This is a genomic window from Planctomicrobium stercoris (assembly GCF_051465655.1).
GTDB lineage: Bacteria > Planctomycetota > Planctomycetia > Planctomycetales > Planctomycetaceae > Planctomicrobium.
This window is the reverse complement of sequence record NZ_CP195791.1, coordinates 699,120-710,539: the sequence shown is the minus strand read 5'-3', so window position 1 is coordinate 710,539 and position 11,420 is coordinate 699,120. Positions and strand designations below refer to the sequence as shown.

General features: G+C 57.8%; 10 protein-coding genes. 4 read left to right on the top strand and 6 right to left on the bottom strand.

The genetic code is table 11. From position 1 onward, the window contains the following. Positions 1–198 precede the first annotated feature (198 nt). The 3 genes from SH661x_RS02890 to SH661x_RS02880 all read left to right on the top strand — a co-directional run bounded on the left by SH661x_RS02890 (position 199) and on the right by SH661x_RS02880 (position 2,657). On the top strand, positions 199–1,095 hold the full coding sequence (locus SH661x_RS02890; RefSeq protein ID WP_437227831.1) for a menaquinone biosynthesis family protein: 897 nt from the start codon (positions 199–201) through the stop codon (positions 1,093–1,095). A 24-nt stretch (positions 1,096–1,119) separates the two neighbouring features. Further along, complete coding sequence (tdh, locus tag SH661x_RS02885; RefSeq protein ID WP_437227829.1) at positions 1,120–2,151, top strand: L-threonine 3-dehydrogenase; 1,032 nt, start codon at positions 1,120–1,122, stop codon at positions 2,149–2,151. A gap of 266 nt (positions 2,152–2,417) precedes the next feature. Further along, positions 2,418–2,657, top strand: a complete 240-nt coding sequence (locus tag SH661x_RS02880; RefSeq protein ID WP_437227827.1) for a hypothetical protein — start codon at positions 2,418–2,420, stop codon at positions 2,655–2,657. 62 nt (positions 2,658–2,719) lie between these two features. Here SH661x_RS02880 and SH661x_RS02875 read toward each other — a convergent pair whose 3' ends face one another. From SH661x_RS02875 to SH661x_RS02860, 4 genes are all read right to left on the bottom strand, one after another. Further along, the gene (locus SH661x_RS02875; protein WP_437227825.1) at positions 2,720–3,043 is read right to left on the bottom strand and encodes a hypothetical protein; all 324 of its coding nucleotides are present in this window, start codon (positions 3,041–3,043) and stop codon (positions 2,720–2,722) included. Between the two features lie 151 nt (positions 3,044–3,194). Next, a complete protein-coding gene (locus tag SH661x_RS02870) occupies positions 3,195–3,536 on the bottom strand; it encodes a hypothetical protein (RefSeq protein ID WP_437227823.1) in 342 nt (113 codons plus the stop codon). A gap of 33 nt (positions 3,537–3,569) precedes the next feature. Then, entirely contained in the window at positions 3,570–4,286 is a 717-nt protein-coding gene (locus SH661x_RS02865; RefSeq protein WP_437227821.1) for a response regulator transcription factor, read from the bottom strand. A gap of 238 nt (positions 4,287–4,524) precedes the next feature. Further along, positions 4,525–7,617 (bottom strand): hypothetical protein, encoded by a 3,093-nt coding sequence (locus tag SH661x_RS02860; RefSeq protein ID WP_437227819.1) that lies wholly within the window; start codon positions 7,615–7,617, stop codon positions 4,525–4,527. Between the two features lie 251 nt (positions 7,618–7,868). Between SH661x_RS02860 and SH661x_RS02855 the strand changes: the two genes are divergently transcribed. After that, positions 7,869–9,176 carry a PDZ domain-containing protein gene (locus tag SH661x_RS02855; RefSeq protein ID WP_437227817.1) on the top strand — a complete coding sequence of 436 codons (1,308 nt, stop codon included), beginning with the start codon at positions 7,869–7,871 and terminating at the stop codon, positions 9,174–9,176. A 26-nt stretch (positions 9,177–9,202) separates the two neighbouring features. Here SH661x_RS02855 and scpB read toward each other — a convergent pair whose 3' ends face one another. After that, complete coding sequence (gene scpB / locus SH661x_RS02850; protein ID WP_437227815.1) at positions 9,203–10,075, bottom strand: SMC-Scp complex subunit ScpB; 873 nt, start codon at positions 10,073–10,075, stop codon at positions 9,203–9,205. Between the two features lie 47 nt (positions 10,076–10,122). Next, complete coding sequence (locus tag SH661x_RS02845) at positions 10,123–11,322, bottom strand: hypothetical protein (RefSeq protein ID WP_437227814.1); 1,200 nt, start codon at positions 11,320–11,322, stop codon at positions 10,123–10,125. Positions 11,323–11,420: the final 98 nt, after the last annotated feature.

The following is an 11,420-nucleotide window of genomic DNA, read 5'->3' as shown; positions in this document are numbered from 1 at the left end:
GGATCAGCGTGATCGCTTGAAACGGAACGGAGCCAACGACTAACGTGGCCTTTCAAGGCAGCATCCGATGAGGGCGTTTGATGGCCGGTTTCCCGGCGATGTCTCGCGGGTGGTCGGAACAGACACGATGATCTGTTCTGCACATTTCCTTTTACGTGAGGTGTCCGGGATACGCATGTCGGACAGAATCAGATTTTCATGAGCAAACAATTGAAGCAGATTTACGTTGGCCACAGTCCCGATCCGGACGATGCGTTCATGTTCCACGCTCTGGCGAACGACAAGATCGACACCGGTGAATATCAGTTTCACCATGAGCTGCAGGACATCGAAACGCTGAATCGCCGAGCGTTCGCTGCCGAACTGGAACTCACTGCGGTCAGCCTGCATGGGTATGCCTACCTGACGGAGTCTTATGCCCTGTGTGCCTGCGGCGCCAGCATGGGGGACAACTACGGCCCGATGGTTGTCACCCGTGAGCCGATGAGCATCGAAGATCTTAAAGGCAAAACGATCGCCGTTCCGGGGACGCTCACAACTGCCTTCCTTGCGTTGAATCTGTGTCTGAAAGGGAAGCCGCAGACCTCCCCGCGCGAACCGCATCAGTCTGGCGATGCCGGAACATTCCGCTACGTAGTCCATCCGTTTGACGAAATTCTGAACGTCGTCGAACGAGGGGAAGCGGATGCCGGTCTGATCATTCACGAAGGTCAGCTGACCTACATGACACAGGGTCTGCACCTGGTGGTCGATCTCGGAAAATGGTGGATGGAACAGACCGGACTGCCGTTGCCGCTGGGAGGCAATGCCATCCGCAAAGATCTCGGCCCCGAGGGGATGCGGGAGGTCACCCGGCTTCTGAAGGAAAGTATCCAGTACGGTCTGGAGCATCGCCACGAGGCATTGAAGCACGCTGCCAAGTATGGCCGTGACCTGAACAACACCATGGCCGATGAATTCGTGGGAATGTACGTCAACGACTGGACAATCGACTTCGGCGAACGTGGCCGTGAAGCCGTTGCCCGTCTGTTGAATGAAGCTTATCAGGCCGGCATCATTCCGGAGCCGGTCAAACTTGAGTTCATTTCCGGATGAGCCTGAAGCAAGGAAGGCCGGTCCATGAAGGCACTCGTCAAGCGTCATTCGGAAGTCGGCTTATGGATGGAGGACGTTCCCGAACCGGATGTGGGCATCAATGATGTCCTGATCCGGGTCGAGAAAACCGGAATCTGCGGAACGGACCTGCACATCTACAACTGGGATGCCTGGGCACAGAAGACGATTCCCGTCCCGATGGTCGTTGGGCACGAGTTCGTCGGGGAAATCGTCGCTGTCGGCTCGAATGTGCATGACTTCTACCCGGGCGAGATCGTCAGCGGGGAAGGACATGTCGTCTGTGGGCATTGTCGAAACTGCCTGGCGGGCCGACGGCATCTGTGCGCAGCCACAATGGGAATTGGAGTCAACCGCCCGGGCGCGTTTGCGGAATTGATCTCGATTCCGCAGACGAATGTCTGGCATCACGCCCCGGACATCGATCGGGAAGTGGCTTCCATTTTCGATCCGTTTGGAAATGCAGTGCATACTGCACTCTCGTTCGACCTGCTGGGGGAAGATGTTCTGATTACCGGCGCGGGTCCGATCGGCTGCATGGCGGCCGCTGTCGCCCAGTATGCGGGCGCACGCTATGTCGTCGTCACCGATGTGAATCCGTGGCGGCTTGATCTGGCGAAATCGATGGGAGCCACCCGTGTCGTCGACGTCCGGACGGAATCTGTGGCGGACGTGCAGCGTGAACTGGGAATGAAAGAAGGGTTCGATGTCGGACTGGAGATGTCCGGAAATGCGACCGCCTTTCAGGACATGCTGGCGAACATGTGCCACGGCGGCAAAATCGCCATGCTCGGAATCCCGTCACAGCCGATCGCCATCGACTGGAATACTGTCATCTTCAACATGCTGACGATCAAAGGGATCTACGGCCGGGAGATGTATGAGACCTGGTACAAGATGACAGTGATGCTCCAGGGAGGCCTCGACATCCGCAATGTCATCACCCATCGCTATTCGGCGATGGATTTTGAGCAGGGATTCCAGGTGATGAACTCCGGCCAGTCCGGGAAGGTGATTCTGGACTGGACCTCGCTGTAGGCGAGCTTTCTTTCGTCTTCCGAAGTGAAAAGTCTCCGGAACGCCAGGTTTCCCGCGAACGGGATTCGGCGTGAAGTTAAAACCTTCGCAATTGCGGAAACATTTTCCGTGTGAGCGAGTGGATCTCTTGCAGGGAATCTTCCCTATCACCAAAACAAGCAATCCTGGCTCTCCCGGGCAGAAAGTCTCTTTCGTCAAGGGGAGAAAATCTAAGTTTGGGCATCCTTGGAAGACTCTTTCATTTCGTTGACTCGAGGATCCCGACGATGCCGGAACAGTTCACTCCTCTTTATGGCGTCTACATGCTGGACCAGAATGAATGGCGGCAGGTGAGCGAGCACTGGCGTCTGGCACCGGCGAAAGAGCGGGCCCGTGAAGCCCGTGAGGTGATGGGAGTCCGCGTCCGAATCCGTTCCCGTGACGGGATGGTGCTCGAGGATTTCGAAGAACGGCGCAGCGGCCAGCCGACTCAACCAGCACGTTCGTCCGACTCCGCACTGTCGTGAGAATCGACGCGACTCAATGCACTTGCTCACGCGGCGTGCTCTGAAGAAATCAAACTGGAATCCTAGCAGAACAGGGATTTTCGATTTGCAGGAAGCTGGGTGTGTGAGAGTCTTTCTGTGATCGCTGATGAGATATCGCTGCGGTCAAACACGCCCACGAATTCGCAGTTCTCAATCCGGCAGACATCACGGATTGTCGCCAGTTCGTCCCCCTGCAGAACAAGCAGAAAGTGGCCGCTGTCCGTGCTCATGACAGAGGCCACTTCCCGCTGCAGGAATGCCTCCTCTTCACAACGAACGGCCTGCTTCCGCCAGACATCATCAAAGCGGGGGCAGAACAAGGCCACTTTTCCGGGAAGGACGAACGGTGAGACCTGAAATTGCATATCGCTCCCTTATGTCGTTGCTGTTATCACAGAACTGTTCGCTGGGTGCTGACTGGAGTTCAGCACCAGTTGTCATCGACCAGATATCGAGACGACTTCAGGGCGTGATGAGATGCGGAAGAAACACGCTGAATGACGTGAAGACTGCGATTCAGGAACGGGTTCGCTTCAGCCAGTGGAACACCGCGACACCCCCAAGGCAGACCGTGAAGACCAAGGGAACCCAGATGGCCCAGCAGGCGCTGAGGAAATCCGCAAAAATGATCGCCCTTGCCACGCTGCTCGAAACTTCAAACCCCATGTTGTTGGGAACGAACGTTTCAATGTCGACGTCTTGCAGTTCTGGCGGCAGACTGTTGGCCGCCTTCTGTGCTCGCAGTTCTGCTCGAACAGACTCCAGAAAACTCTGACGCACCCAGGCCACGTAGAAGAAGCCACCTGCCACAATCAGGGCAGCCAGAACGATCGCGACGAGGTAGCGGACGGGGGGCATCTTCGACTCCGTACTGACGTCAAACGGGCAACGTTACGGTTCCGCGACGAAACGATAGCCTGTCCCCCGGACGGAAAGCAGGTGTCGGGGGTTACCGGGATCGATCTCGATATACTTCCGCAGTCGCATCACGAAATTGTCGATGGTGCGGGAGGTCACTTCGGCTCCCTGATCCCAGACATCGCTGAGGATCTTGCTTCTCGAGAGAACGGCCCCTTCGTGCTCAACGAAGTATCGCAGCAGCTGCAGTTCCATCGTGGTGAGCGAGTTACGTTCGGTTCCTCGCGTCACTTCAAACGTCCGGAAATTGACATGAACGTCGTCGAACTTGTAGTCATCGCGCTGACTCGATTCGTAGACCTGCTCTAGCTGATGGTTTCGCCGCAGCAGATTCCGGACCCGGCTGAGGAGTTCCGGCAGGGCGAACGGTTTGGTCATGTACTGATCGGTGCCGCAGTCGAACGCGTGCGACTTGTCTTCGCTGAGCGTGCGGGCACTGAGGACCAGAATGGGAACCTTCACGTCACGGTCCCGAATGGCCCGGCAGATCTCGTATCCGCTCATTCCGGGCAACATCAGATCGAGCACAATCAGGTCGATCCCCTGTGGATGCTCATCGAGATAGGCCAGCGATGAAGGACCATCTCCCAGCACGATCGGCTGGTAGCCTTCGGCTTCGAAGTTGAAGCGAATGCCGTTGGCGATCGCCTCTTCGTCTTCGATAATCAGAATACGCGGACGGGTGTTCATCGCGGAGCACTAGAGCGGTTTTGCCAATAATCTATTACGTTCCGCAGGCGATAATATGGACTTTCACGAGGTGAAAACCCTGAATCGCCTGCACATGATAGACCAAACTGGTCTAGGACGACGGAAGGCCTGGAACCAGATCCCATTGTTTCCGGTCTCGCGTCGAGCTTCAACTGGCAACCGTAAAATTGACGTCCTGTTCCGCGGAATCGACGATCTGTCCTTCAGGATCTGCCGTTTATGTTTCACCGCTGGGGACGACCGGAGCCAGTGGAATGTCACGGGCGCGGAGGCTGCGATGTTGCTGCAGCGGACGAACGAGTGCCTGTTCGAGGGTCTGTTTCCGCATCGACCACTGGGCGTCGGAGAGGCCGGCGGATCGATGGTGCCGCTCGAGCTCTTTCAAAGCAGATTCGACCGCCCGCAGGCTCTCTTCAGTATCGACGACTTCGTATTTCGAGATCTTGCCGCTCCCGATCCGCAGCTGCCACCGCTGAGCCAGTGTCTGCATCAGGCTGTTCATCTCGTCCCAGCGAGCCTGTTCACTGCTGGCGAGTTCAGGATTTCTGCACAGCTGCAGCAGGGCTTCAGAAACATTTCGGACCGACTGATCGTATCCGGACGAAAAGTAAACGGTATGGAGCAGATGGTGCAGGTGGAGTGCAGGCTGTGCTGGTTCGCAACGTCCGAGCAGGTGGGCGGTTTCAGAGTAGACAAACAGGCTGACCAGCGGGTCGAAAGGAGCTTCGAATTCAGCGAGCTGTGCGACGGCTTCCGGAGAAGGTCGCGGATTTTTTGCAGCGGGGCCTAACGCAAGGAGATAGTCCTTACGGCGCTGATCTTCCGGATCCATGACTCGCTTGAGTTCATGATTGACCGGCATAATGGTGGCACGAGGACGATCCTGCAGCCGTGATTTCAGGGCAGCGCGATAAGCCCAGGGATCGTTTGGATGGTCCCGCTGAATCTGATGGGCGAGATTCAGGTCCTCCAGGCGTTCGGTCACTTCTTTGCCGCAGGCGGATTCGCCCAGCGAGGCCCGCAGAGCGTCGCCGTGCTTCGCCAGGATTTCGCGAGTCTGATCCGCTTTGCGTCCCCATCGGCTGATTTCAATCGGAAGTCGGTAGGTGAGCCAGCTATGAGCCGCCCCATTGACGTGATGGTGCTTTGCGACCATCTCCTTCAGTCCGGCGTGATCGATGGCTCCTCGTCCGAGGATCAGAGACCAGTCCCAGCCGGCCTGCCCCAGAAGCGTTCTGACTTGGGGGAGTTTCAAACGCTCTGCGAAGGAGTCGTCGATGCTCGGAAGGCTGCGTGGGCTGCACAGAAAGATCAGTTCTCCGGGGATGGATTCGACGACACGAACGTCCCCGAAGACTTGCTGAAGCGTGGAAGTCACCTCGCAGATGACGGTCGGCCCGAGGTCGTAGTAGGGAAGTCGCTGTGAGAAGATGCCGTCTTCGCTGAGGTGTGAGCGAATGCCGGTGTAGAACTCCCGCGTCAACTGGCTGGCTGCACCTGTGGCAGAAGGATGTGTAATTGGACAGGCAATCAGGTCGTATCGAGTGGGATGACTGCTGTAGACCGACCGGACAGGATCAACCTGTGTGAACCGAAAGTCGGGGCCTTGTTCCAGGTTCAGCAGTTGTGTCGGTTGAGTTCTCATCCACTGCAGCATGCGATGAGCTTCTCCGGATCCATCCACACTCTGCACGCTTCGCAGCGGCCAGGTCTGGCACGTCAGGAGAGACGGGGGGTGAATTCCCATCACAAGCACGTTTTCCGGGTGGGGATGGAGAGTCAGCGGCAGGAGCACCGGCAGCAGGTCTCCTGCCTGATGAGGACAGATGTCCGGTCGGCTGGAGTGAAGCCCCATGACCATCCCGTTATGACGCAGCACGACCTGCGACCCGCGCTGCTTCCACAGACTGAACCGATCGGTCAGCGAAGCAAATTCGGCCAGGGGTCGGGAGTCATCCAGCCAGTTCAGCTGCGAGGCGGAGAGTCCCTGACGATATGAGTCCAGCGCAAACCCGGAATAGAGCAGACGCTCCGATTGACGAGGATCCAGATTCCTGGAGAAGAGCAGTCCCGTGACTGCGATGCCAACCAAAGCCACTGTTCCCAGCTTCTGCCACGCTTTCGAGGGGAGTCGGAACTGTTCTCCCGCCCAGGCCAGAAAGGTCAGGCACATGGCGATGCTCACCAGTCCGGCAGCAATGGTCTGGGGGGAACAGGGGATCGCCCGAGCCGTGATAAATCCAATGGCAATCAGCAGCAGAACCGCAGGAGAGGAACTTGATGATCCCGTAGCGCCCGCGAGTCGGCGGACCAGGAAACCTGCGGGGAGCGCCAGGAACATGAGAAAGCCGATTCTCAATGCGAACAGGATTCCCACATGATCGACCCAGGCATTGATTCTCAGGCAGAACTGCGTCCAGAGTGGATAACCCGCTGTCATCAGGCCGGTCCAGGCAGCCAGAGCCAGAAGAACGATGCTGGGAGAAAACCGGAAGCGGGCGGTCGGGCGCCAGGCTCGACGTGCGAGGGCGATTCCCATTCCAGCGACGAGACCGGCCAGCAGAGCCATATCCGCCATCAGGTTTCGGGGAATCAACTGGCCTGCGATGTAGGCCGTCAATGCCAGTGCAGCGCCCGTGGCGAGTGCAGCGGGGGTCGTCAGCCATCCGACCGGTTCGGCAGTCGCAGCCAGCGGTGTCTCGTCAGAAGTAGCCTCTGTCGGGAGAGAGATGCGAAGCGCCACCCAGATGGCACTGATCACGAGCGCGATCCAGCCCAGAATCGTGGTTCCGGCATATGGAAGTACCAGAGTCGGAATCACCAGGCACGAAATTCCCAGTCCGACGAGCCATTGGCCGGTCGTCGAATGAGTTCTGCTCCCTGCCGTCAATTGTGCGATACTGACCGCATAGAAGACTGGAGACAGGCAGGCCATGGTCATCCCCAGGGTGGTTGCGAACGCCACCAGTGACCATTGAAGCGTGTCCAAAGGGACGTAGCTGGTCCACTTCAGCAAGAGGACCAGCAGGCTCGGGAGAATCAACGACCATGCGGCGGCGGCGGGCAGAGCCCCGCAATACCACCGTCCCCGATCTTCGGTTTCGGGAGACCAGTTGCGCGACAACCAGCAGCTGATCGCTGCGGTCAGGATCATCGCAGCATCGACCTCCTGATTCGTCCCCAGCATGAGCCTCACAGGTGTCATTGCACAGATCAGGATGACTCCGGACAGCATTCCCGAGGAAAGTGTGAGAGCTTTTCGGCGAGTCTGAAGTCGCTGGAACAAAGTCTGTGAATGTTGCATTGGCATCCGTGCCCTCATCGAATCGTCGACATGGAGAAATGGTGAATTCTTCAGCCATCCAGGCTGGGGCAGAATCCACCGTGGCGGGACTTTACGTCAATTTTGGAGAATAGGACAAGATCGATCCGGCACAAACTGCCGAACGGCTGTGGACAGCTCCAAATTGGGGTCGGGCACCTGATTTGCTGAACTTCGATCTTTCAGACGCGGGACAGGAATATCCGTACATCTGGCGGGTGTCTGGAAGGGGATTCGAAATGAAACGTCTCATACGCGTACTGAGTGCAATTTCCGTAAGTGCTTTACTGAGTGTGGTTCCCGCTTCGAGAGTCCATGCGCAGCCAGAGGAGATTCTGAAATCCCGCTCGGCTGAGGCGAACGTCGTGTTCGGACGAATCGTGCGGGTGGACGGGCATCGACTCGACGTGACTGACGGGAAAGCATCCCGCTCGCTGATCCTCGCTCCGGAAACGATCGTCGAGATCGATGGGAAGGCTGCCACGCTGGAGGATCTGCCTCCTCAGGCGCGAATTCGCTGGCTGACCGATGCCAATCGACCGGACACCGTCACAAGAATCATCGTCGTTCCCGGCGAGCCATCCGAGGCCGCTGTCCCTCCCAGACTCATGCCTCGAGAAACGACCACACCGCCGCTTCCCAATGCGGTTGAAACCCTGGAAGAGAGAGCGACGAATGACCAGCAGTCGGGACTGACTCCCATCGTGAAAGATGCTGTCCCGCCTGTCCCGATCGGCGCTGTCCTGGAGACGACTCCGCAGGGGGTTCAGGTTGTTTCGGTCGATCCGGAAGGCGTCTTTTCACGAAGCGGAATCCGTGTCGGTGATTACCTGAAACGGGTGGGGGATAAAAACGTGGTCACGGCGGATGGAGTCGCTCGGGCATTTCATCAGTCTCCAGCTGGAACAGAGTTTGTCATCAGCTTTGTTCGAGCCGGTGAAGATCAGACAGCAGCAGTGCTGCTTCCAAATACGTTTTCCCCGGCACTGCTCAATTCGAATCCCTCAACGGTCTCGGTCCGAAAGATTGACCGGGCCGGATGGGCTGCCCGTCAGATCGGCTGGGAACTGGGCATGAGCGGAAGTGTCCCGAAAATCGTGGCGATCCTCCCTGAGAGCCCAGCGTTCGTGGCTGGACTGCATGTCGGAGATGAGATTATCGATCTGAACGGACGGCGCGTCGCCTCCGCAGCGGATCTAATGAACGGCATCGAAAGTCAATCTGGAATTCCCCAGGTTGATTTAACGGTGCGGCGAGGAAACGAATCGCTGCACCGCACAGTGGTTCTACCGGCAGACACCGTCACCAGAGATGACGTTTTGCTGGGAAGTGATCTTGAGATTCGACAACGTCTGGTCGAACAGGGTCGGATGATTGAGGACCTGCAGAACCGGTTGAGCACGCTGGAAGCGAACTTTGCAGCACTCAGAGTTCCGGCAGTTCAACCCGCAGTCACCCCGCGCAAAGATGTGGAGGTGACGCCCGGGGCTCCTACGATTCCACCCGTTCCGCCCGTGCCAGTCATTCCTCCTGCCATCCCGCAATGACGGACGAGCCGGGTTACGCGACTCGATCATCTGAAATTGAAGGTTCCCGCCTGGGGGAGATCTTCCAGGGAAGAGAGTCCGAACAGTTCAAGGAACCGACCGGTTGTCCGGTACTGTTCACCAGCCTCGGCGTCCGAGCGGTCGACGCAGATCAGCTCGCGCCGCAGGAGCTGTCGAATCAGACCGGCAACGTTCGGTTTGCCGGTCTCCTCAAGGCTTTCGCGATGGACGGGCTGCTGGTAGGCGACGAACGCCAGTACTTCTAAAGCGTCCTGAGCGAGTTTGACCTCTTTGGGTCCATGACCATATGCCCGGCTGCGGACAGCTTCGTATTCGGCGTTTAATTGCAGCCGATAGCCCCCTTCCACCATCTGGACCTCGTAGGGGCGCCGCTGAGCCAGATATTTCTGGTTGATTGAATCCAGCATTGCCGCCACCTGCTCGGGCGTGTGTGTCCCTCCGAGGATGTCCAGAAATTTTTTGACGGGGAGAGGAGCACCGCCAACGAAGAGGAGCGCTTCGACGACCTGCTCCGGACTGACGACCGGTTCATCGGCAGCGGTCGTCCACGTTTCCTGAGACAGATCCTGAGGTGGAGCCGGAGCAGGGGCGACGTAAGGGAGTTGCTCGGAAGATTGCTCATCCCCGAATGGGAGTTGGTCGTCCTCTTCACTCGAGGTTTCAACAGACTCGAGACCGGAAAACGCGAAGGATTCGGCCTGTTCAGCGGTCTCCAGAGCTCGCATGTACGCAGCTTCAATGTCGTCCAGCGAGAGTTCCTGCTCGGCGTCGTCGACGGGCTGGCTGTCAGCTGGAGACAAGCTCTGTTGTCTCACAACGACCTTGAACGGGCTTTCATCCCCTTCGAATTCCAGGTTCCTGTCATCCGGGACAGACAAGCTATCGACTCCCAATCACGTGCGATCTGGATGTGACCAGTTTCAGTTCAGCGGACGATTGTCCGGACAGGCTGCCGTTGCGTTTGATCTGTTGAGAACGGGATCGGATCAATCGACGAGTTGGGCGACTGTCCGGGCGATGCGGTTGACGTCCCTCCCAGTCCGGGGATCGCGCGAAACACGAACGCAGAAATCTGCTGTGCATAAACATCGTTCCCGACAATCGAAAGGCCTCCCGTTTCCGGAGAGAAGTATTTGCGGGCATCGGGGGCCCGGCAGAAGACGGTCAGTCCATCCTGCACTTCCACACGTTCCGCGAGATGAACTTCACTCAGGAACTTCCGGACGTCATCCGCAAACGATGCCTGCGTATTGTCCGGCAGGTTTCTCGCCCGATCCACACTCCATGCACTGGGGGAAATGGAGATCATCAATTGACCGAAGTTGCCGTGAATCTGTCCTGCAAGCGGAACAATGGCAGCCAGATCCCGTTGCAGGTTTTCGCGGCTCGGAACCGTATTTCTCCTCGAGTTTCCGGACTGCATCCCCGTCATGTCTCCCGCCCATGAGAGGAGCCAGTTGATGGTCAGAAACTCGTTGCACAATCCATCCAGCACCGCGGACCCTTGTCCCCGCAGTGCGGGATGAGAGGCATATGCCGGGTTTCTTGAGGCATCCAGATGCAGCCCGCCCCGAACGTCGCGGTCGAACCCCAGGTCTTCTTCACTCAGACAGAGAATGACCAGATCCGGCTGAAGGGCAGCGAGGTGTGTCCGGTATCGCAGGAGATTGATCAACGGTCCAGCATTGGGACAGCCGGCATTGATGACTTCCACCGGCATCCCGGCCTGCATGTTCAAAGCCCGCTGCAGGCGCCCGGGAAGAGTCTCTTTTTCCGGGATCTCGGAGCCGAAAACGTTGTCTCCCCCCATGCAGAGGACGCGATAAGTTCCTCGCGGTTTGGGAACAATGACAGAGGGGCCGCGCAGACCATGTTCATTGGTCTGAATGCGAATGACGCTGGATGTTCCGTTCTCCCGCTGCAGGTCCAGCAACGGTTTCACGTCAATCCAGGATGTGCTGCTGGGGGCGACAATCTCTTCAACCTGAGTGATGCTTTGACCGGATTGAAGTTGCGAGCGCAGTCGCCAGACTCGCAGAAAAATTTCCCCGGCGCAGACCATCAGCGACAGCAGCACGACAGCTGCAGAAAAGCAGATCAGATTCCGCGTCAAATTGCGGATCATGCCACGGTGCCGTTCTTCTTCCATGAATCGGGTGCGTGACCACCCCGGCACAAAACAGGAGACCCCGGTCAGGAACCATGACCACGTCGCGAGGCCCT

Coding starts and splice junctions, on each gene's coding strand:
- tdh (WP_437227829.1), top strand. CDS start 1,120: ATGAAGGCACTCGTCAAGCGTCATTCGGAAGTCGGCTTATGGATGGAG.
- SH661x_RS02870 (WP_437227823.1), bottom strand. CDS start 3,536: ATGCCCCCCGTCCGCTACCTCGTCGCGATCGTTCTGGCTGCCCTGATT.
- SH661x_RS02845 (WP_437227814.1), bottom strand. CDS start 11,322: ATGATCCGCAATTTGACGCGGAATCTGATCTGCTTTTCTGCAGCTGTC.
- SH661x_RS02855 (WP_437227817.1), top strand. CDS start 7,869: ATGAAACGTCTCATACGCGTACTGAGTGCAATTTCCGTAAGTGCTTTA.
- SH661x_RS02865 (WP_437227821.1), bottom strand. CDS start 4,286: ATGAACACCCGTCCGCGTATTCTGATTATCGAAGACGAAGAGGCGATC.
- SH661x_RS02875 (WP_437227825.1), bottom strand. CDS start 3,043: ATGCAATTTCAGGTCTCACCGTTCGTCCTTCCCGGAAAAGTGGCCTTG.
- SH661x_RS02880 (WP_437227827.1), top strand. CDS start 2,418: ATGCCGGAACAGTTCACTCCTCTTTATGGCGTCTACATGCTGGACCAG.
- SH661x_RS02860 (WP_437227819.1), bottom strand. CDS start 7,617: ATGCCAATGCAACATTCACAGACTTTGTTCCAGCGACTTCAGACTCGC.
- SH661x_RS02890 (WP_437227831.1), top strand. CDS start 199: ATGAGCAAACAATTGAAGCAGATTTACGTTGGCCACAGTCCCGATCCG.